The organism is Methylomonas koyamae (assembly GCF_001644025.1).
Classification (GTDB): domain Bacteria; phylum Pseudomonadota; class Gammaproteobacteria; order Methylococcales; family Methylomonadaceae; genus Methylomonas; species Methylomonas koyamae_A.
The window spans coordinates 65,660-85,171 of the sequence record NZ_LUUK01000194.1 but is presented as its reverse complement, the minus strand read 5'-3'; the positions used below and the strand labels follow the sequence as shown (position 1 = coordinate 85,171).

Sequence of the window (19,512 nt, the reverse complement as noted above, 5' to 3'; positions counted from 1 at the left end):
GGATCTTAGTTAGGCAGGGCGAACACAGTGAGTGTACCACCCAATTTGGTGTAGGAGCCTAAGCTTCTGTACGCACCCACCGCGCCCAAACCTTCCGAGTTGGTTGATGACGAGCCGTCGTCCAGACCGGCCGCGATACCGATACCTGCCCAGCCGCCGATACCCGACAGAACGCCAACATATTGTTTGCCTTCGAATTCCCAGGTATTGACGTTACCGATGATGCCGGATGGGGTTTTGAATTTGTACAATTCTTTACCGGTTTTGGCATCAACCGCTTTCAGGTAACCTTCCAGGGTGCCGTAGAATACGACGCCGCCCGCGGTAGCAACAGAGCCTGACCAAACAGAGAATTGCTCTTTGTTGGACCAAGCGATTTTGCCGGTTTTAGCATCCCATGCGGTGAATTGGCCGAGGTTGGTGGTGCCGTCTTTTTTACCGGTCAGAACATCGGCGCCAGCCGGCATCATGTTCAGAGTTGCGCCGACGTAAGGTTGGCCGGCGGTGTAGCTAACTTCGAACGGTTCGTACTCCATGCACAAGTGGTTGCCTGAGATGTAGAACAGGCCGGTTTGTGGAGAGTAAGAAACCGGTTGTTGGTTTTTCGCGCCCAAAGCTGCAGGGCAAGTGCCAACGGTGTTGACGTCTTCGCCGTTATGTTCGGTAGAGAATTCAGGTACCACTTGTGGGCGGCCTGATTTCATGTCGACATGGGTTAGCCAGTTGACGGATTTGTCGAAGGTTTCGGCAACCAACAATTCGCCGGTTTCGCGGTCCAGGGTATATCCCACGCCGTTACGGTCGAAGTGAACGATGGTTTTGTGCATTTTGCCTTTGACTTCTTGATCGACCAGAACGGTTTCGTTGATACCGTCGTAGTCCCATTCGTCGTGCGGGGTCATTTGATAAACCCATTTAACTTCACCGGTGTCGGCGTCACGCGCCCACAAAGACATGGACCATTTGTTGTCGCCCGGACGTTGTACAGGGTTCCAGGTAGATGGGTTGCCTGAACCGTAATAGACCAAGTTCAGTTTAGGATCGTAAGAGTACCAGCCCCAAGTGGTGCCGCCGCCGATTTTCCATTGGTCGCCTTTCCAGGTAGCCAAGCTGGACTCAGGTCCCAGAGGGGTGACTTTGCCGTCTTGCCAGGTGGTGGATTTGCCCGGTTTGATCAGAGTGTCCTTGTCGGGACCCATGCTGTAACCTTTCCACGCCAATTGGCCGGTTTTGATGTCGTAGGCCGCCAGAAAGCCGCGCACACCGAATTCGCCGCCGGAAATACCGGTCAGAACTTTGTCTTTAACAACGATAGGGGCGTTGGTGTTGGTCATGCCCAGTTTCGGATCGCCGTTTTGCACGCTCCAAATACGTTTGCCGGTTTTAGCATCCAGCGCGGTCAGTACGGTGTCCGATTGCTGCAGGAAGATTTTGCCGTCGCCGTAAGCCAAGCCGCGGTTAACGGTATCGCAGCACATCACGGGGATGGTGACGTCGGCATCCATGGTTGGGGTGAATTCCCAGATGACCGCTTTGGTTTTTTGGTCGATCGCGTAAACGGTGTTAGGGAACGGAGTGTGGATGTACAGAACGCCGTTAACAACCAGGGGACCGCCTTCGTGACCGCGCAGAACGCCGGTGGAGAAAGACCAAGCCGGTTGCAGATTTTTAACGTTTTGAGCGTTGATTTGCGACAGTTTGCTATAACGAGTGCCGGCGTAGTCGCCGCCCCAAGAAGCCCAGTTGGCAGGGTTTTGGGTTAATTTTTCTAAGTCGTCGTTAGCGGTAGAGACAGTTGGTGCAGCAAGAATAGTAGCTACAGTCGAAGCAAGCAGCCAGTTTGTTACAGGCTTCTTCATATGTTTCCTCCTGGTAATCTGCGGATGTACACAGAGTACGATTTTGTGTTGTTAAGACTAATATTAGTTTTAAAGCTCTGTTTGGATGACTGCCCGAAACGCCCGCTACCGGCCGCTCACAGCCTAGGCTAAGCCACGCCAAGCGCGTAAATTGAAGGATTTTTTCCTAAAAGTCAACCGGAAAAACTCTGGGAATCCCGGTTGGCGGGAATAATGTCAAGCCTGATAATGCCTTAGCTTTTTCGGACATCGAGCGGTTCCGCGAAGGAAATTCCGCATCCCCCCAAACCGCAATAACCGTCCGGGTTTTTGGCCAAGTACTGCTGGTGCTCTTCCTCGGCATAGTAGAAGCTCGGCGCCGGGGCGATTTCCGTCGTGATCGAGCCGAAGCCGGCCGCGCTAAGGCGTTGTTGGTATTGTTGTTGGCTGGCCAGCGCTTCGGCGAGTTGCTGTTCGGTGTAGCAGTAAATGGTCGAACGATATTGGGTGCCAACGTCGTTGCCCTGGCGCATACCTTGCGTTGGGTCATGCGATTCCCAGAAAACCTGGAGCAAGCGGCGGTAATCGAGTAGGGCCGGATCGAATACCACCAAAACGACTTCGGCGTGACCTGTCATCCCGGTACAGAGTTCCTGGTAGGTGGGGTTGGGGGTGAATCCGCCGGCATAGCCGACCGCCGTCGCATGTACGCCGGCCTGTTGCCAGAATTTTCGCTCGGCGCCCCAAAAACAGCCCAGACCGAAGACGGCTTGTTGCATGGATGCCGGAAACGGTGGGTGGTAGCCGTTGCCGCTGACGTGATGCTTACTGCCGCTGGCAATCGGATTGCGGCGGCCGGGTAAGGCTTGTTCAGGGCTGGGCATTGCGGATTTTTTAAACAGAATAGACATGGTGGACATCCCGTGGTCGAATCGAAGCATGGCGGGGATTATAATCCCGTCTCGATTTGGATAGGTTTCGGAACGATATGACACAACAAGATTGTTTAAGGCGGTTTCTATTTGAAGAAGCCGGTGCGCGCGGCGTATGGGTCAGGTTGCAACACAGCTTGCAAGATGCTAAGCAGCATCAGTCTTTGCCGAACGACGCGGTCGACGCTCAGTTTGGACAGGCACTGGCGGCGGTGGTGCTATTGTCGGCGACCATCAAGTTTAAGGGCGCGATGATTTTGCAGGTGCAGGGCGGCGGCGATCTGCGCGCGCTGGTCGCCCAATCCAGCAACGAGCGGCGGATTCGCGGGCTGGTGCGCAGTCAACCCGAGGTGAACGGTGAAACGTTGCGGGAAATGGTCGGCAACGGCGGCCGACTAGTGTTAACCGTGGAGTCCGACAGCGGCGAACCCTACCAAGGCATCGTCGCGGTCACCGAAGACAGTTTGGCCGAGGTACTGACGACTTATTTTCGGCAGTCGGAGCAGCTCGATACCCGCTTGTGGTTGTTTGCGAGTAACACGCATGCCGCCGGCTTGCTTCTGCAAGCCTTGCCTGGGGAATCCGCCGACAAAGCGGATTGGGAACGTTTGGAAATCCTGGCCGGCACCGTCACCGCCGACGAATTGCTGGGCCTGGACTGCGAGGACATCTTGCATCGCTTATTTCACGAGGAACAGGTCAGACTATACGAAGTCGAGCCGGTGGCATTTCAATGCAGTTGCTCGCGGCAAAAAATTGCCGGCACTTTATCGGCGTTGGGACGGTCCGAGTTGGAGGCTATTTTGCGCGAACGCGACGACATCGAAGTCGATTGCCAGTTCTGTGGAGCCCAATACCGCTACGACAAAGTCGATGTCGAGCATTTACTGAACAATTCGGCGGTCGACAGCGGCCTGCCGTCGCCGACCAGACATTGAGGACGCGCATGAAAAAAGTCACCCGCATTTTTCGATTAGTGTTGGCCTTTGGCCTGCTCTCCACGTTGACCGGCTGCCTGCACTGGCTGCACGCCTATCAGACTTATCTGCAAATGGACGAATTCGACCGCTATTTCGCGGTGACGTCTAAAGACGATTTCACCGTGCATTTCAAGGAGCCGAGGTTGCTAAGCCAAGATTTCGTGTCGTTGGCCAAGTTGCACGCCAGCAGCGAGGAAAGAATCGGCGATGGCAAAAAATGGCGCTATTGGTTTCGCAAGATCGACAAGGACGGCAAGCCGATCAATCCGGAAATCAGTTTTTATCTGGATCTGGCCTTTAATAAAGAAGACAAAATCACCGACTGGACATTTTCCAATCTGTTTTTACAGATTGCGCCGCCGGAGTTTTTGGAAGCTTCGTTCCGTTCGTTGGGCGGTGCCGAGATCAATGAAGAAAAACAGCAGTTGAAAGCCAAAGCGGACCAGATGGAAAAAATCGCCGCAAAACTGCCGAAAAAGGCTGTCGTGGTCAAACAATTGGGTGAACCGCTGGAAGTCGAGAATGAAGACAAACAGGAAATTTATAAATACCACTTCCGCTTGGATGCCCGCGAGATCGAGGAAGGTTACGAAGATCGGGCTTTGAGCGAAGTGCGCCTGACCTTCGATAAGGCCACGTCCGAGTTGGTCAAAATGTCCGGCCGCTTTGCCGGCCTAAAAATATCGATCAACTATCGCAATTTCCAGGACGAAGACGAAAAAAAGGTGGCGGGCTTGTAGATAACCGATAAGTGGCGAGGCGGCCGGTTGGCCTCGCCTCGCCTCGCCTCGCCGAGCTTGCGGCGGTTAAGCGCGGGTTTTCAGAATCGCCACGGCCGGCAATTCCTTGCCTTCCAGAAATTCCAGGAAAGCGCCGCCGCCGGTCGATGTATAAGACACTTTGTCGGCGATCGCATATTTGTCGATGGCTGCCAGGGTGTCGCCGCCGCCGGCAATCGAAAACGCCGGGCTTTCGGCAATCGCCAGCGACAGCGATTTGGTGCCTTCGCCGAATTGATCGATTTCGAACACACCGACCGGGCCGTTCCAAACGATGGTGCCGGCGGTTTTCAGAATGTCGGCATATTGCCGGGCGGTTTCCGGCCCGATGTCCAAGATCAGGTCGTCGTCGGCCACGTCGCTAACGGCTTTGACCGTTGCCGCGGCGGATTCCGAAAATTCCTTGGCGCAGACCACGTCAACCGGTACCGGGATGTCGGCGCCGCGTTGCTTGGCGGCCGCGATCAGTTTTTGAGCTTCAGAGATTAAATCGGCTTCGTACAACGATTTGCCGACGTTATAGCCAGCCGCCGCGATGAAGGTATTGGCGATGCCGCCGCCGACGATCAATTGATCGACCTTGGTGGACAAGGATTCCAGCACGGTCAGCTTGGTGGACACCTTGGAGCCGCCGACGATGGCGACCAGCGGATGAGCCGGGGTTTCCAGCGCCTTGCCCAGCGCGTCCAGCTCCGCCGCCAGCAACGGGCCGGCACACGCGACGGGCGCGTATTCGGCGACGGCGTGGGTGGAGGCTTCGGCGCGGTGGGCGGTGCCGAAGGCGTCCATCACGAAGATATCGCACAATTTGGCCATCTTTTGGCCCAGCTCGGCATTGTTTTTCTTCTCGCCTTTGTTAAAGCGGACGTTCTCGCACAGCACGACTTCGCCGGCCGCGACATCCACGCCATCCAGCCAATCTTTCACCAACCGCACCGGTTTGCCGAGCAATTGCGAAAAACGTTCGGCGACCGGTTTCAAGCTGGAAGCTTCGTCGTATTCGCCTTCGGTGGGACGGCCCAGATGCGACATCAAAATGACCGCCGCGCCTCCGGCCAAGGCCTTTTCCACGGTCGGTACGCTGGCTTGGATGCGCAAATCGCTGGTGACTTTGCCGTCCTTCACCGGCACGTTCAAATCCTGGCGGATCAACACGCGCTTGCCTGCCAGATCCAGATCGACCATTCGTTTGATAGACATAAGCTCTCCTTTGTGTGTAATAGTGTCGCCATTATAAAGTGTAACCGGCGCCGGCCGAATAAAAGTCGTCTTCCCGTGGGAGGCTTGAACTATATTTGCAATCTATTGCCCTCTTTCGCGGATAGATTCATGGCCAAAGCGTTAATTTTTGCGGTGATCGGCTGGTTGGTCGCCTGGAGCGCATGTCTCCAGGCGCAAGTGCCTGCGACCGACGAGATTCAAGTGCTGATCGACGTGTCCGGCAGTATGAAGCAAAACGATCCGCATAATTTGCGCATTGAAGCCAGCCGTTTGCTGGTCAACTTATTACCGGATAATGCCAAGGCCGGTTTACGTTTGTTCGCTGAAAAAACCGAGGTCCTTTCGGCTAGCGACGCGGTTTCACCCGCATGGAAACAGCAAGCCGGCAAGGCTACCGCGAATATTCACTCGCGCGGACTCTATACCAATATCGAGGACGCGATAAAAAGCGTCTTGGACGGTGGGTTTGCGGGAACGGGAAATAAACATCTGATTTTACTGACCGATGGTTTCGTCGATATTTCCAAGGACATTATGGAGAGTGCCGATTCGCGCGAACGTATCCTCAGCGAATGGATACCGCGCTTGCAGCAAATGCGGGTCAAGGTCGAGACCATCGCGTTGTCCGCTCAAGCCGATAAGGAGTTGTTGCAACGCTTGGCGGGCGAGACCGGCGGATGGGCCGAAGTCGCCGAGTCGGCCGACCAGTTGCAGCGGGTTTTCGTTAAGATGGCGCAAAAGGCCGCGCCCAAGGACAGTCTGCCGCTGGCGGGAAATCGCTTCGAGGTGGACGCCAGCATCAAGGAGTTTTCGGTGCTTGTGTTCAAGAAGCCCGGCGCGGCGCCGACTTTGTTGTGGACGCCGGACGGCGTAAAGCTCGGCAAGCAAAGCGCCTCCGGCAACGTGTCCTGGCTGGAGAGCGCCAATTACGATCTGATAACCGTCAGAGAGCCGCGCGCCGGCGAATGGCGCCTGGAAGCGGAGGTGGACCCGGATAACCGAGTCATGATCGTGACCGACTTGAAATTGCAACTGGGCGAATTGCCGAATTTCTTAACCGAAAAGCAGGGTTTGACCGTCAAAGCGCATTTTACCGATGGCGGCCAATTGATTGACAGGGCGGATTTTCTCGCGATGCTGAGCTTGCAGGTTACCGTGGACCAGCAGACGCCGACCAATATGGCGGCGACTGGCGAAGCGGGCTACTTTGGTTGGAATGCGCTGAATCCGGGGCTCGGTAAGCATCTGTTACGGGTAGTGGCCGACGGCAAGACTTTCCGGCGTGAAATCGTCCATGAGTTTGAAGTGGTGGCGGCACCGATTGCCGTCGAAAAGCAGATCGATATTGCCGCGCGTCGGGTCACGCTGACCTTGGTTCCCGATACCGCTCTCCTGGACACGACCGGGATGTCCGTCAACGTCAGCATCGGCCGAGCGGGTCAAGCCGGCGAATCCAGAGCGTTGGCCGCGCACGACGGGCGCTGGGACTTGGTTTTGGCCGATGTTCCGATCGGCGGGACGACACAAGTCAGCTTTAGCGTCACCGCCAGGGCCAAGGACGGTAACGCGTTGGAACCGTTGGTGCCGCCGGTCACGATAGACGATAGTTGGTTTGTCGCCGAGCCGACCGCCTCCGAGACACATCCGGCCGAACCGGATGTCGCGGCCGATGCGGAGCACGGCGCGACGCACGGCGATGCGGCCGCGGGAGAGAGCGAGGACGCTCATGGAGAGCCCGTGAGCGAGACCAATTGGTTGCAGGTTACCGGCATTGTGCTGGGGTTGAACCTGCTGATCGCCGGAACCGGTTATTTCGGTTACCAGGCCTTTAAGCAAGCGCAATTTCGCAAACAGCAAGCGTTATTGGAGAGGTTGGCATGATTCAGCTCGACTCGGTCGTCGTGGTGCTGATGGCGGAAGCCCTAGTCGTATTGGTACTGTTCATGGCAGTGTTGTTTTTCCTGTCTCGGAACCGGCGTGGCCGGGAAATGGCGGAAGTCGACCGCTTTATCGATCAAATGGACGAGCAAAGTTTGGTCAAACAACATCGGTTGGAACAATTTCTAGGCGAAGACTGCGGTTTGCCGGTCGAAACGGTCGAATCGGTGCTGGCGGCCGTACTCAAAGCCGAGAGGGCCCTGTTCCAGCAAATATTTAGGCTGTTTTTACAGCGGGATTTGGCGACACTGGCCGACATCGAGAGAAAAATCGACGAATTGGCCGAGCCGTACCAGAATCTATTGGTCGATCACCCCGAGCCGACAAGCGGCGCCGTTGGGCAGGTCGACAAGCTGGCGGCCATGGAGCGCATCAACCAACAACTGGTTCGACAGCTGGACACCGCGATGAAAACCATAGACGAAATTTCCGCCGAATATACCCGCGTGTTCAGCGGCAATCAGACGGCGCTGGAATTGGAAAACAGCAGTAAAAAAATGTTGCAAGTGTTCGCGGAAGCCGAACACAGCATCCGGATCAATGTCGCTGGCGAGGCAGAGGAGTAGTATGGACGAATCGCTGCTGGTCGTGGTGTTGGTCAATCTGCTGTTGGTGCTGTTGATCGCATTGGTTGCCTTGATGCTGGTCGCTTGGCGAAAGCGCAAACAGAGTCAGGCGGAGCTGGAGCATTTGTTGGACGATATCAAGGACCGGCAGGGCCAGCGCAGCGATCAAATGGCTGAGATGCTCGTCGGCAAATACCGGCTGGACGAGCAAAAGGCGCGGGAGTTATCCGAAAGTCTGATTTTGGCCGAAAAACAGTTTTTGCACGGTTTTTTCGAGCAGCAAATGCAACAGCAGGCGGTTAGCGGCTTTTACGACGGTTTGTGCCGCTTGTTGAACAGTTATCTCAGTTCGATGCCGGGTTCCGAGACGGCCGAAGTAGCCGGCGAAGAGTCGCCGGACGACAACAGCGGACAAGAGACCGAGCCTTCCGATGAAAAAGAGAAGTCCGCCGCCGGCAACCCGCCGCCGGATTGGGGCGACGTGTTCGATTGAGTTTTTGAGAACGACAGGATGACGAGTATCTATATCATCGCCGAAGCCGGCGTGAATCATAACGGTGACCTGGACACCGCAATCGCGTTGATAGACGCTGCGGTGGCGGCGGGCGCCGATGCGGTCAAATTTCAAACCTTTAAAGCCGACAAACTGGTGACCGGTAAGGCCGGCAAGGCGGCCTATCAGCGAGAAACCACCGATGCCGGCGAGAGCCAACTGGCGATGCTGCGGAAACTGGAGCTGAAATACGAATTCCACGTGCGATTGCGCGACTACTGCGCCGAGCACGGTATCGAGTTTTTATCGACCACGTTCGATTTCGACAGCTTGGCATTCTTGACCGGCGAAATCGGCGTTAGGCAACTGAAAGTACCTTCCGGTGAAATTACCAACGGTCCATTTTTGCTGGCTCACGCCGCGACCGGAAAAGAGCTTGTGTTGTCCACAGGCATGGCGACTTTGGGTGAGGTGGAGACCGCGCTGGGGGTGTTGGCCTTCGGCTTCTTAGGTTGGGAGCGGCCGAGTTTGGCGCGGTTTCGGCAAGCTTACGGCTGCGACGCCGGCCAGGCGGCACTGCGAGAAAAAGTCACGTTGCTGCATTGCACCAGCGAGTATCCGACGCCGCTGGAACACGTTCAACTGCGGGCGATGGATACGCTGGCGCAAGCGTTCGGCTTGCGGGTGGGATATTCCGATCATACCGAGGGGTTGGCGGTGCCTATTGCCGCGGCGGCACGCGGCGCGGTGTTGATCGAAAAACATTTTACGTTGGATAGAGGCTTGCAGGGGCCGGATCATCGGGTTTCGCTGGAACCGGCGGAACTCACGCAAATGGTAGCGGCTATTCGCTCAGTCGAGTTGGCTTTGGGAGGTGCAGGCAAAATCCCGCAACCGATCGAGTTGCAAAATCGCGATGTGGTACGCAAAAGTCTGGTGGCGGCCGCGGATATTGCGATTGGCGAGCCGTTCAGCGTCGAAAATTTGGCGGCCAAACGGCCGGGCACAGGCTTGAGCCCGATGGAATATTGGCGGATGTTGGGACAAACCAGCCCGCGCGCCTATCAAGTAGACGACTTGATTTCATGAAGTTGCCGGTGATTATGCTCGGTAGCGGGGGGCACGCCAAGGTGTTGTTGGATATTTTGCGGCGCCTGGAGGTCGATATTCTGGGAGTCGCCGACCCGGCCAAGCGACAAGGTGATAGTTGGCTCGACCTACCTGTATTGGGCGGGGATGAGGTCGTTGCCGATTACGGCTCAGAAAACATTGCGCTGATAAATGGGCTTGGCTCGCTGCCCCGTGACCCCGGCACGCGGTCTCGACTTTTCGAGACATTCGCCGAGCGCGGTTACCGCTTCGGTCATGTCGTCGATCCGACGTGTTTTTTGGCGGGGAGCGTGGAATTGGCGGCTGGCGTGCAAATCATGGCGGGCGCCATAATTCAGGCAGGCACGCATATTGCTGAGAACACCATCGTAAACAGCGGTGCCATCGTCGAGCACGACTGCGTAATCGGCCGCCATGTGCATGTCGCACCGGGCGCGGTGTTAAGCGGAGGTGTCGAAATTGGCGATAGGACACATGTCGGTGCCGGCGCGGTCGTAATCCAAGGAATTCGCGTGGGCGCGGGTAGCGTGATAGGTGCCGGCAGTGTCGTGACGCGCGACGTTGCGGTTCGGCAAATCGTCTATCCGGCCCGATCGCAGCTCAAGGATATTGAATCATGAAACAGCATTGGCAACAGGTAGTGATAAGTCCGGAAGCAACGTTACGGACCACGATAGAGGTGATCGACCGCGGCGCGCTGCAAATCGCGTTGGTAGTGGATGAAGACGGGCGCTTGGTCGGGGTGGTTACCGATGGCGACATTCGCCGAGCCTTGATTCGGGGCCTGGCGCTGGAGCATCCGGTCGGCGAAGTGATGAACAAGCGGCCTAAGGTGGCCAGCGAGACCGACAGTAAGACCCAATTGATCGCGGTGATGGAGGGGCATCATTTGTATCAGTTGCCGGTGGTGGACGAGCGTGGCCGAGTGGTGCGCTTGGAATCGCTGCAGGCTTTATACAAGCAGCCGGCTTTTCCGAATCCGGTGTTTTTGATGGCGGGGGGATTCGGCAAACGGCTGCGGCCTTATACCGACGATAGGCCGAAACCATTACTAGAAATCGGCGGAAAGCCGATTCTGGAAACCATCATCGAAAATTTCGTGAAATCAGGTTTCCGCCAATTCTTTATCGCGGTGCATTACCGAGCCGACCAGATCAAGGATTACTTCGGCGACGGCGGTCGTTGGGGGATAAGCATTCGGTATATCGACGAGGTCGAGCCGATGGGGACGGCCGGTGCGATCGGGTTACTGCCTGATAGCTTGCCGGACGTGCCGTTGATTGTGATGAATGGCGATATCTTGACCCAGATCGACTTTTCGCGACTGTTGGCTTACCACAACGAACAGCAAGCGATCGCGACGATGTGCGTCCGCCAGTACGAGTATCAGATTCCTTACGGCGTCGTGATGTTGGAACAGCAACGGATCGTCGGTATCGAGGAAAAGCCGTTGCAGAGCTGCTTGGCCAACGCCGGAATCTATGTGCTCGATCACAGTTTGATTGCAGGGATCGCCGGCCAGAAAAGCCTGGATATGCCGACGCTGTTTAACCAGCAAATCGCGCTAGGCGAGACGGTGTCTATGTTTCCGGTGAACGACTATTGGCTGGATATTGGTCGGGAAGCCGATTTTCTGCGCGCGCAGGGCGAATTCGCCAAATATTTTTGATGACGAGGGTTAAAGGATTTCAAATCGGGGCCGATACATCCAGCGAGTTTGAAAACAAACCTTTTTTTCGTAAATCAACCAAAACAAATAATTCCGGCGGCGGCTCAGTTTTCGGATTTTGGAGGGTAACATCATGGCAATGGTAATCAACACAAACGTAGCTTCGTTGAACAGTCAAAGGTTTTTGAGCAATACCAACATGTCTTTGCAGACTTCGATGGAGCGCTTATCTTCCGGTTTGCGGGTGAATTCCGCGAAAGACGACGCGGCCGGTTTAGCGATTAGCGACAAGATGACATCGCAAATCCGGGGTATGACGGTGGCGGTGCGTAACGCGAACGACGGTATTTCGATGGCGCAAACGGCGGAGTCTGGCATGGGCGCTCTCACCGATACCTTGCAACGGATGCGCGATTTGTCCGTACAGGCGGCCAACAGGGCGGCAGTCGGTTCTTCCGACCGCGAGAAATTACAAACCGAATTCAAGCAATTGGGTTTGGAGATGAAACGTATCATTCAGAATACCGAATTCAACGGTAAGAAAATTTTGAACGGTTCGTTGAAAAACGCTAACTTTCAAGTGGGTGCCAATACCGCCACGGATAACCAGGTTTCCGTGAATATTTCCGATTTAACCGCAGTCAACAGCTTGAGCGCCTTGTTCGGTACCAAATTGTCGATTGGGTCGATGGCGACCTCCGGAAACGTCAGATCGGCAATGACAGCGATTGATACCGCGATCAAAAAGATAGATACTTTTAGATCTACATTGGGTGCGATTCAAAACCGGTTTACAACGACAATTGCCAACTTGAACTCGTCGATCGAGAATCAAAGCGCGGCAAGATCCCGGATCCTGGATGCGGACTTCGCGACAGAGACATCGAACTTGAGTAGACAGCAAATTCTGCAACAAGCGGGTACCGCAATGTTGGCGCAAGCGAATCAGTCTACGCAAAACGTCTTGAGTTTGCTCCGGTAGTTTGGATAGGAAGATTGCGCCGTCATGGCGCAATCTTTCCTTTAACACTGACAACATAGGGTGAGCATCATGAATAGTGAAATTTCAAATGTGCTGAAGCTAGCCCCCTTGACTGTTGTGAAAACCGATAAGCAAACGGATGAAAAGTCGTTTTCCAGCACTAGAACCGAGGCGAATCAAGCCAGTTCGGCGGTGTCTGCGTTGCAAAGCGATTCAACGGCGTCTTCTTTGAATTCGAAACAGGACGAGGACAAGCAGAACGACGCTAAAGTGACATTGGATACGGTAAAGCAGGCGGCCGATCAAGGCAATTCGCTGTTGCAGGCCGTAACCCGCAATCTGCAATTTAAAGTGGACGATTCAACGCAAGAATTGGTCGTCAAGATTGTCGATAGCGAAACCGGCGATGTGGTAAGGCAAATTCCGTCGGAGGAAATGTTGGCGTTTATCAGGCGAATGCAAGAGTTAGACGGGCATCAAGGTTCGGTTATTCAGGATCGGGCTTAGCGTGGGATAGCGGCGGTTCGTTGAGGAGGGTGTCATGAGCATAGTTTCCACGACAGGTATCGGTAGCGGTATCGACATTAATTCGCTGGTCTCTCAATTGGTAACCGCTGAGGGCCAGCCGGCCTTCAACGCGATTCAGCGTCAGGAGGACGCCGCCAACGCCCGGTTGAGCGGCTTGGGTTCGTTGAAGAGCGGACTGTCAGACTTTCAGACGGCGCTCGCTTCGTTGAAAGACGGTAGTGTTTTTAAGACCCACACCGCTTCCTCCTCCGACGAATCTATTTTGAAGGCAACCGCCGGAGCCTCGGCGGTTGCCGGTTCATATTCGCTGGAAGTGACCCAGCTGGCCAAGGCTCAAAAGTCGATCGCCAAAGCCGAGTTTTCCGATATTACGACTACGACGGTCGGTACCGGTACTTTATCGTTTACCGCGACTTCGGGTTCGACATTCAGCCTGACCGTGGACAGTAGTAACAATACGCTGGAGAAAATGCGTGATGCGATCAATAGCGCGTCGGGCAATAGTTTCGTCAGCGCCAGCATCGTTAATGTCGACAATGCCGCCGGAACCGGCACGGTATCTAAACTGGTGTTGACAGCCAAAAACAGCGGCACGACGAATGCGTTTACTGTCAGTGGTAGCGATAGCGACGGCAACGATACGGATACTTCCGGGCTGTCTCAGTTGTTTTCGACGAATTTCGATAATCCATCGGTTGCCCAAGACGCGATTATTAAGGTGGACGGACAGACTGCAACGCGTAGCAGCAATACTATCACCGATGTCTTACCGGGAGTGACGCTCAATTTACAGTCCCAAGAGCCTGGTACTTCGGTAAACATAGACATCGGTGTGGATAAGGCCGCGATTACCAAGTCTATCAACAGTTTCGTTACGGCTTACAACAAACTGCACACCACCACCAAAGACCTTGGCAAATACGGCGGCAGTACCGATGGCAGCGGCGACGGTAACGGCGCGTTAATTGGCGATGCCACCTTACGTTATGTCACCAGCCAAGTGCGGACAAATACGACCTCGGTGGTTTCGTCGGCGACAGGCAATTACAACTCCTTAGCGTTAATTGGCGTCAAAATCGATAAAGATGGCGTGATGTCCTTGGACAGTACCCAGCTGGATACCGCCTTGGCGGCCGATTTCGATTCGGTCGGCGATGTGTTTTCTTCGAGCGACGGTGTTGCCACCCGTCTGGACTCGACGTTAACGGGCTTGTTGCAGTCCGGCGGTAACTTGGATACTCAGCAAAGCTCGTTGAAAAAGCAATTAACCACATTGGAAGATAGGCGGACCGACGTGCAGGTTAGGATGGATAACTTTCAGAAATCCTTGCAAAAGCAATTTACAGCGATGGATGTGCTGGTCGGGCAATTTAATTCGACTGGTTCATTTTTGACAAGTTGGATCAATAATTTATAAACCGGAAGGGGGATTCCCATGTATGTAGATGCCCATAAGAGAGGTGCTAGGCAATATGCCGATGTGCACACTTCCAGCGGTCTCGGAGAGGATTCTCCGCATCGTTTGATTCAGATGTTGATGGAGGGTTTCTTGGCTAGAGTCAACTCCGCGAAGGGCGCGATAGCCCATCATGACATGGAGGCCAAAAGCATCTACATCTCCAAGGCGATCGGCATCGTTGGCGGCTTGAACGAAGCAGTGGATTTGGAACGTGGCGGCGAAATCGCGGCCAATCTGCGCCAACTATACGACTATATGAATATCCGGCTATTGGAAGCCAGTCGCGAAAACAGCGAAGACAAGCTTAACGAAGTCGCGACATTGATGCGCGACATTAAGGAAGCTTGGGATGCGATTGCGTGATGGCAACCGGTCCTCGCGTTGATTTCCTGGCCTGGCAAGAGCGTCTGGAGCAATTTAACGCAGCCATAAAAGGCCACATAACCCAGGAGGACTGGGAAAATTTGTCGGTTTTATTGAACGAGAGGCAGGCTTGGCTGGAGGCGTTAGCGACGATGCCGCTAGCCGAATCGGAAAAACCTCAGGCGAAGCAGTTCGCGCGGAACGTGGCCGAACTGGATAACGCGTTTCTGGCGCAGATACAACACCTTCAAGCTCAAGCCAAGACCAATCAATTGGCTTTCGAAAAAGGCAAGCGGGCGTTACGCGCCTATCGCGCTGGTTAAGTTCAATCGCCAGTTTAGAAAACTGCCCAAGATCGGCTTCCGCGAGATTGGTTCAATCCTGTGCTAAGGGGGTGTTGCTTGAGCTTTTCGTGCGTCAACTCCAAGTAGAAGTAAACTCATTCTTTATCCTATCGAAATGCCAAATCAGCTTTCTCGCTGATCCGCGCCTCCGGAATTCTTCGGATCTCGAAAATAGCTATCAATCTGAACGTGTCGTAAAAATGGCAGGGCCGGAAATGTTAGGTCGCCGGTTTTAGTGTTCAACGGTCATTTGCGAGGCCAATCTTTTACGGCAGTAAAGCTTCGGCAAAATCCCGTCGAGACTTGTCTCAGTCTGTTTTTAGCGGCGAGGGAAGATTATTAGACGCGTCCGATAATTGTACGGCGGCGTGTCGTCAAAAAATTGTCGCCGGCCGGCGTTGGCGGCAAGCGGAGCGGCAAAATCCCGTTGCCGCTACGGATAGATAGGCGATGTTTCACGAAGCAAAATTTTATAATTTATTGAAAATAAAGTAATTTTATTTGTTGGCATGGAAAGTGATTGATTCTGGATGGCGGCAAACATGCCTACTTCATTCAGGATAAACCGGGAGAACGATCATGCCATCATCAATGGTCATTAATACGAACATCGCTTCGTTGAACAGCCAAAAGTTTTTAAGCAGGACGAACGACAGTTTGCAAACGTCGATGGAACGTCTGTCCTCTGGTTTGCGAGTCAACAGCGCCAAGGACGATGCGGCCGGCTTGGCGATAGCCGATAGAATGACGTCGCAAATTCGCGGCATGACGGTCGCGATGCGCAACGCCAACGACGGCATTTCGATGGCGCAAACCGCTGAGGCGGGGATGGGAACCATCACAGAGACTTTGCAGCGCATGCGCGACCTTGCCGTGCAAGCGGCCAACCGGGCGGCGGTGAGTACCGAAGACCGACAAAAGTTGCAGACGGAATTCAAGCAATTGGGTGCCGAGGTCAAGCGTATCATTCAAAATACCGAATTCAACGGCAAGAAAATTTTGAACGGTTCGTTAAAAAATGCCAATTTTCAGATCGGTGCCAACACCGCGACCGACAACCAAATTTCGGTGACAGTCTCGGATTTGGCGACCGTTAATAGCTTAAGCGCCTTGTTTGGCACTAAATTGTCGATCGGTTCCGACGCGACCTCAAACAACGTTCGGTCGGCGATTAACGCAATCGATACCGCGATTCGAAAAGTCGACGTGTTCCGTTCCAATTTGGGTGCGATTCAGAACCGGTTTATGACGACGATCTCCAACTTGCAATCGTCTATTGAAAATCAAAGTTCGGCGCGTTCGCGGATTATGGATGCCGATTTTGCTTCGGAAACTTCGAACTTGAGTCGCGGCCAAATCTTGCAACAGGCTGGAACCGCGATGCTGGCGCAGGCCAACAAAGTAACGCAAGGCGTGTTGCAGTTGTTGCAATAACGCCGGCTTGAGTTTAGCCGTGCAAACGGGATAATGGTCGAGATGCCGACTAACCGGGGTTCCAAACATGACACAGTGCGAACAGGGTTCGGAAGAACAACGCTTGGGGCCATTGTGCGTTAACGATTTCGGGGAACGGTACTATTACAACCTGAATCGGCACGGCTTCGATAAGGTTAGCGCCGAGGTGCTATTCGATACGAAGTTCGGCAAGGCTTTGTTCGAAGAAGACGCGTTAAACGTCATAATCGGCACCGATTCCGGTTTACTGCTTCGTTATTTGCAAGCGAGGCCGCTACCTAACGGAACCCGCTATCTGTTTATCGAACCGGAGTCGGTACTAGCGGCGCTCGACGCTAACGGTTTATTGACGGATATGGACGAGCGTATGGCCTGTATCGCGATGAGCGATTGGGTGGACGCTATCGGTCGCTTTAAGATTACCGACTATTTCTATATCGATGCGGTTCGGTCATACAATGCAATCTGCGCCCAGGACGATTATATCGAGGAATATGCCGAGCTGAGTTGGCATGTTACCGAACTATTGTCGCAACTGCATTGGCAGACCAGCGTCGAATTAGGCGCGGAGGCATTCATTGCCCGGCAAATCCATAACATTGCCGACAACAAATTGCCCGCCAAATTGTTGGCGGGGGCCTTCGCCGGTAAAACTGTGGTTCTGTTGGCCGGCGGCCCGTCCTTGGATAGCGCGCTGCCTTGGGTCAGGACCCATCGCGACCGTTTGGTCGTTTTTGCCGTTTCCAGGATCGCCCGACAATTGTTGCAAGCCGATCTATATCCCGACTTCATTTTTTCGGTCGATCCGACCGAACTCAGCTTCGATATTAGCAAGGAAATGCTGGAGTTCGACGAGCGCACCGTTTTCGTCTGTTCCCATCACACCGTGCCTACCCTGTTAAATCAATGGCGAGGCCTGGCCTTGTATTTAGGCGATCGCTTGCCCTGGACCAGCGATCTGAATTGCCCCAACCTGGAAAGCGTTGGACCGACCGTGACGAACACAGCACTGCAGGTGGCTTATCGCTTTGGCTTCCGGCGAATCGTACTGGCCGGTGTTGATTTATGTTTTACCCGCGACGGCTTTACCCATGCCAAAGGCAGTAACGAAGCGCTGGCCGGGCCGCGCTTCAATTTGACGTCCCTGCAAGTGCAGACAAACGCCGGCGGCATGGCGCCGACCAGTTGCGACTTTGCCCAAGCGATACACTCGCTAGCGTTGCAAGCCCGTCATCTATCCGCCGCCGGTTGCGACATCGTCAACGTGTCCGAGCACGCCGCCAAAGTCGACGGCATACGCTATCTAGCGCTTGCAGAACTCGATTTGCCGCAAACAGCGGTTGATGTAGCCGACATTGTTCAATCACGCCTGGCGGGTTCCGACGAGGAAGCCGCGTATTACGTCAAGGCCTTGACGGATTTGCGTAGAGCGCGATTTCAGATTCGCTCCATCGCCAAACTGGTGGAAGACGCCCGACGTATCAACGACGCGATGTACAACGAACACGGCGTGATTGGTGAGTACAAGGACAAGCAGAAGCTCGATAAAATCGAGAAAAAGCTCAAGCGCGAACACCGCCACTACAGCCGCTTGGTTAAGAAGTTCGGCATACGCCGTTTTATCAAGCTGGCGAAACCGTTTAACGACCAGGATTGGACCGCCGAAGAGGCAAAACAGCTTGGTAACGTATTTTACGATGCCTATCGCGACGGCGCGGCTAAGCTGCTGCAGTTGATCGAAGCCTCGATCGACAGAGTATTGGCCAGGCAACAGGAGCTGGCCTTGCATCCGGATTTTAGCGTATTGATTGCTCAAGCCCGTAAGGATCGAAGTTTCGGTCGCGTCCGTTTATGGCGCCGGCGTTTCGCGGCGGAATTAATCCCGGCGGCGCTGCAACACGAGCTGGCCGAATTGGATAGCGCCTATCTACGGGTACTGCACGATAGGGAAACCCGGCATTTTGTTCAAGCCAAAGGCCAAAGCAGCTTGCAAAACCTGAGGCAACGGGCGGGGATGCTATTCAAACACCAAAAAGTCGAAGAATTGGCGGACTTGCGAAATAGTCTGCGAAAACACCCTGAACCGGAAAATGTCGCGCCGTATCAAGCACTGATAACCGGTTATTTGGCTGAGTTGGCACGCGATCACGATGCGGCGCTGGATGCGTATCGCCAGATTGTCGACGGTGGGGACTCGTTGTTGGAAGAAGCGCTGGCGCGTATCGTCGTGATCGCGGTCGAATGCGATGACGTGTATCAGGCCAATCTGGCGTTGGAGTGCCTGGCGCGGTTGAATCCGCTTTACCAGTCTTGGTACGCTGAAATTCAGCGCTTACACGGCGACATTCTGGTGGCGATTGACACTTACAATGCCTACATTCGCAGGTTTCCGGACGATAGTGCCGCTCAGTTGAAATTGGCGCGTTTATATCTGGATCAGGGTATTTACGAAGCGGCTGAATTGATGCTCGATCACTTGTTGACGAACAAGCCGGGATTGGAGGCGGCCTTGGCGATGCGCTTGCAATTAGCCAAAATCAGAGCCGACTCGGCGGTTGGTTCGGCGGATGTCGGTTGAGAAAACTACAGCGTTGCCGATAAGGTCGCCTATTCCGACGGCGAATTGAAGGATCGTTTTAGTCACGGGGAAGCCGCGCACCAACCATCTACTCAAGGAAGTCGGCAATGGACGTTTTGTGCTCCAAACTAACTGTGACGCGCACGATTAACAACGACTGGCGATTACCTTGCTGGCGGAGTAAGGCATGCGACGTGTGGCTGCCCAGCCCGGCCCGGCAATCGAGATGGGGTAAGTTCTATTATCTGTTTAGTCGCCCGAGGTTCGATTTTAAGTC

The 19,512-nt window shown here is 54.4% G+C and carries 18 protein-coding genes; 15 read left to right on the top strand and 3 right to left on the bottom strand.

Annotation, left to right across the window (positions count from 1 at the left end; translation table 11 throughout):
• Positions 1-5: 5 nt before the first annotated feature.
• Positions 6-1,859 (bottom strand): methanol/ethanol family PQQ-dependent dehydrogenase, encoded by a 1,854-nt coding sequence (locus tag A1355_RS18230; protein ID WP_064030701.1) that lies wholly within the window; start codon positions 1,857-1,859, stop codon positions 6-8.
• A gap of 233 nt (positions 1,860-2,092) precedes the next feature.
• Entirely contained in the window at positions 2,093-2,749 is a 657-nt protein-coding gene (gene msrA, locus A1355_RS18225) for a peptide-methionine (S)-S-oxide reductase MsrA (protein ID WP_197471846.1), read from the bottom strand.
• Positions 2,750-2,826: 77 nt separating this feature from the next.
• On the opposite strand from msrA, the gene hslO reads away from it, so the two are divergent.
• The gene (hslO, locus tag A1355_RS18220) at positions 2,827-3,708 is read left to right on the top strand and encodes an Hsp33 family molecular chaperone HslO (RefSeq protein WP_064030699.1); all 882 of its coding nucleotides are present in this window, start codon (positions 2,827-2,829) and stop codon (positions 3,706-3,708) included.
• Positions 3,709-3,716: 8 nt separating this feature from the next.
• The gene (locus A1355_RS18215) at positions 3,717-4,490 is read left to right on the top strand and encodes a hypothetical protein (RefSeq protein ID WP_064030698.1); all 774 of its coding nucleotides are present in this window, start codon (positions 3,717-3,719) and stop codon (positions 4,488-4,490) included.
• Positions 4,491-4,556: 66 nt separating this feature from the next.
• Here the strand turns inward: A1355_RS18215 and A1355_RS18210 are convergent, their stop codons facing one another.
• Complete coding sequence (locus A1355_RS18210) at positions 4,557-5,729, bottom strand: phosphoglycerate kinase (protein ID WP_064030697.1); 1,173 nt, start codon at positions 5,727-5,729, stop codon at positions 4,557-4,559.
• Positions 5,730-5,858: 129 nt separating this feature from the next.
• Here A1355_RS18210 and A1355_RS18205 point away from each other — a divergent pair, with 129 nt between their 5' ends.
• The 13 genes from A1355_RS18205 (at position 5,859) to A1355_RS18145 (ending at position 19,235) form a co-directional block, all read left to right on the top strand.
• Positions 5,859-7,631, top strand: a complete 1,773-nt coding sequence (locus A1355_RS18205) for a VWA domain-containing protein (protein ID WP_064030696.1) — start codon at positions 5,859-5,861, stop codon at positions 7,629-7,631.
• Positions 7,628-8,254 carry a hypothetical protein gene (locus A1355_RS18200; RefSeq protein ID WP_064030695.1) on the top strand — a complete coding sequence of 209 codons (627 nt, stop codon included), beginning with the start codon at positions 7,628-7,630 and terminating at the stop codon, positions 8,252-8,254. The genes A1355_RS18205 and A1355_RS18200 overlap by 4 nt, the downstream gene beginning before the upstream one ends.
• Position 8,255: 1 nt before the next feature.
• Positions 8,256-8,747, top strand: coding sequence for a hypothetical protein (locus A1355_RS18195; RefSeq protein WP_064030694.1), 492 nt, complete (start codon positions 8,256-8,258; stop codon positions 8,745-8,747).
• Positions 8,748-8,765: 18 nt separating this feature from the next.
• On the top strand, positions 8,766-9,836 hold the full coding sequence (gene neuB, locus A1355_RS18190) for an N-acetylneuraminate synthase (RefSeq protein WP_064030693.1): 1,071 nt from the start codon (positions 8,766-8,768) through the stop codon (positions 9,834-9,836).
• Entirely contained in the window at positions 9,833-10,477 is a 645-nt protein-coding gene (locus A1355_RS18185; protein WP_064030692.1) for an acetyltransferase, read from the top strand. Before neuB ends, A1355_RS18185 begins: the two co-directional genes overlap by 4 nt.
• Positions 10,474-11,526 carry a nucleotidyltransferase family protein gene (locus tag A1355_RS18180; RefSeq protein ID WP_064030691.1) on the top strand — a complete coding sequence of 351 codons (1,053 nt, stop codon included), beginning with the start codon at positions 10,474-10,476 and terminating at the stop codon, positions 11,524-11,526. Before A1355_RS18185 ends, A1355_RS18180 begins: the two co-directional genes overlap by 4 nt.
• Before the next feature lie 133 nt (positions 11,527-11,659).
• On the top strand, positions 11,660-12,508 hold the full coding sequence (locus tag A1355_RS18175; protein ID WP_064030690.1) for a flagellin: 849 nt from the start codon (positions 11,660-11,662) through the stop codon (positions 12,506-12,508).
• Positions 12,509-12,577: 69 nt separating this feature from the next.
• Complete coding sequence (locus A1355_RS18170) at positions 12,578-13,015, top strand: flagellar protein FlaG (RefSeq protein WP_064030689.1); 438 nt, start codon at positions 12,578-12,580, stop codon at positions 13,013-13,015.
• Between the two features lie 34 nt (positions 13,016-13,049).
• Positions 13,050-14,453 (top strand): flagellar filament capping protein FliD, encoded by a 1,404-nt coding sequence (gene fliD / locus A1355_RS18165; RefSeq protein ID WP_064030688.1) that lies wholly within the window; start codon positions 13,050-13,052, stop codon positions 14,451-14,453.
• 18 nt (positions 14,454-14,471) lie between these two features.
• Positions 14,472-14,858 (top strand): flagellar export chaperone FliS, encoded by a 387-nt coding sequence (fliS, locus tag A1355_RS18160; protein ID WP_064030687.1) that lies wholly within the window; start codon positions 14,472-14,474, stop codon positions 14,856-14,858.
• Positions 14,858-15,181 (top strand): flagellar protein FliT, encoded by a 324-nt coding sequence (gene fliT / locus A1355_RS18155; protein ID WP_064030686.1) that lies wholly within the window; start codon positions 14,858-14,860, stop codon positions 15,179-15,181. Before fliS ends, fliT begins: the two co-directional genes overlap by 1 nt.
• 600 nt (positions 15,182-15,781) lie before the next feature.
• Complete coding sequence (locus tag A1355_RS18150; protein ID WP_064030685.1) at positions 15,782-16,636, top strand: flagellin; 855 nt, start codon at positions 15,782-15,784, stop codon at positions 16,634-16,636.
• A 67-nt stretch (positions 16,637-16,703) separates the two neighbouring features.
• Positions 16,704-19,235, top strand: a complete 2,532-nt coding sequence (locus A1355_RS18145) for a 6-hydroxymethylpterin diphosphokinase MptE-like protein (protein WP_064030684.1) — start codon at positions 16,704-16,706, stop codon at positions 19,233-19,235.
• Positions 19,236-19,512: the final 277 nt, after the last annotated feature.

What these genes read in the sequence shown, in the direction of transcription:
- fliD (WP_064030688.1), top strand. Translation starts at nt 13,050, where the DNA reads ATGAGCATAGTTTCCACGACAGGTATCGGTAGCGGTATCGACATTAAT.
- fliT (WP_064030686.1), top strand. Translation starts at nt 14,858, where the DNA reads ATGGCAACCGGTCCTCGCGTTGATTTCCTGGCCTGGCAAGAGCGTCTG.
- A1355_RS18180 (WP_064030691.1), top strand. Translation starts at nt 10,474, where the DNA reads ATGAAACAGCATTGGCAACAGGTAGTGATAAGTCCGGAAGCAACGTTA.
- A1355_RS18200 (WP_064030695.1), top strand. Translation starts at nt 7,628, where the DNA reads ATGATTCAGCTCGACTCGGTCGTCGTGGTGCTGATGGCGGAAGCCCTA.
- A1355_RS18230 (WP_064030701.1), bottom strand. Translation starts at nt 1,859, where the DNA reads ATGAAGAAGCCTGTAACAAACTGGCTGCTTGCTTCGACTGTAGCTACT.
- A1355_RS18210 (WP_064030697.1), bottom strand. Translation starts at nt 5,729, where the DNA reads ATGTCTATCAAACGAATGGTCGATCTGGATCTGGCAGGCAAGCGCGTG.
- A1355_RS18150 (WP_064030685.1), top strand. Translation starts at nt 15,782, where the DNA reads ATGCCATCATCAATGGTCATTAATACGAACATCGCTTCGTTGAACAGC.
- hslO (WP_064030699.1), top strand. Translation starts at nt 2,827, where the DNA reads ATGACACAACAAGATTGTTTAAGGCGGTTTCTATTTGAAGAAGCCGGT.
- A1355_RS18175 (WP_064030690.1), top strand. Translation starts at nt 11,660, where the DNA reads ATGGCAATGGTAATCAACACAAACGTAGCTTCGTTGAACAGTCAAAGG.
- A1355_RS18185 (WP_064030692.1), top strand. Translation starts at nt 9,833, where the DNA reads ATGAAGTTGCCGGTGATTATGCTCGGTAGCGGGGGGCACGCCAAGGTG.
- neuB (WP_064030693.1), top strand. Translation starts at nt 8,766, where the DNA reads ATGACGAGTATCTATATCATCGCCGAAGCCGGCGTGAATCATAACGGT.
- A1355_RS18145 (WP_064030684.1), top strand. Translation starts at nt 16,704, where the DNA reads ATGACACAGTGCGAACAGGGTTCGGAAGAACAACGCTTGGGGCCATTG.
- A1355_RS18215 (WP_064030698.1), top strand. Translation starts at nt 3,717, where the DNA reads ATGAAAAAAGTCACCCGCATTTTTCGATTAGTGTTGGCCTTTGGCCTG.
- fliS (WP_064030687.1), top strand. Translation starts at nt 14,472, where the DNA reads ATGTATGTAGATGCCCATAAGAGAGGTGCTAGGCAATATGCCGATGTG.
- A1355_RS18170 (WP_064030689.1), top strand. Translation starts at nt 12,578, where the DNA reads ATGAATAGTGAAATTTCAAATGTGCTGAAGCTAGCCCCCTTGACTGTT.
- A1355_RS18205 (WP_064030696.1), top strand. Translation starts at nt 5,859, where the DNA reads ATGGCCAAAGCGTTAATTTTTGCGGTGATCGGCTGGTTGGTCGCCTGG.
- A1355_RS18195 (WP_064030694.1), top strand. Translation starts at nt 8,256, where the DNA reads ATGGACGAATCGCTGCTGGTCGTGGTGTTGGTCAATCTGCTGTTGGTG.
- msrA (WP_197471846.1), bottom strand. Translation starts at nt 2,749, where the DNA reads ATGTCTATTCTGTTTAAAAAATCCGCAATGCCCAGCCCTGAACAAGCC.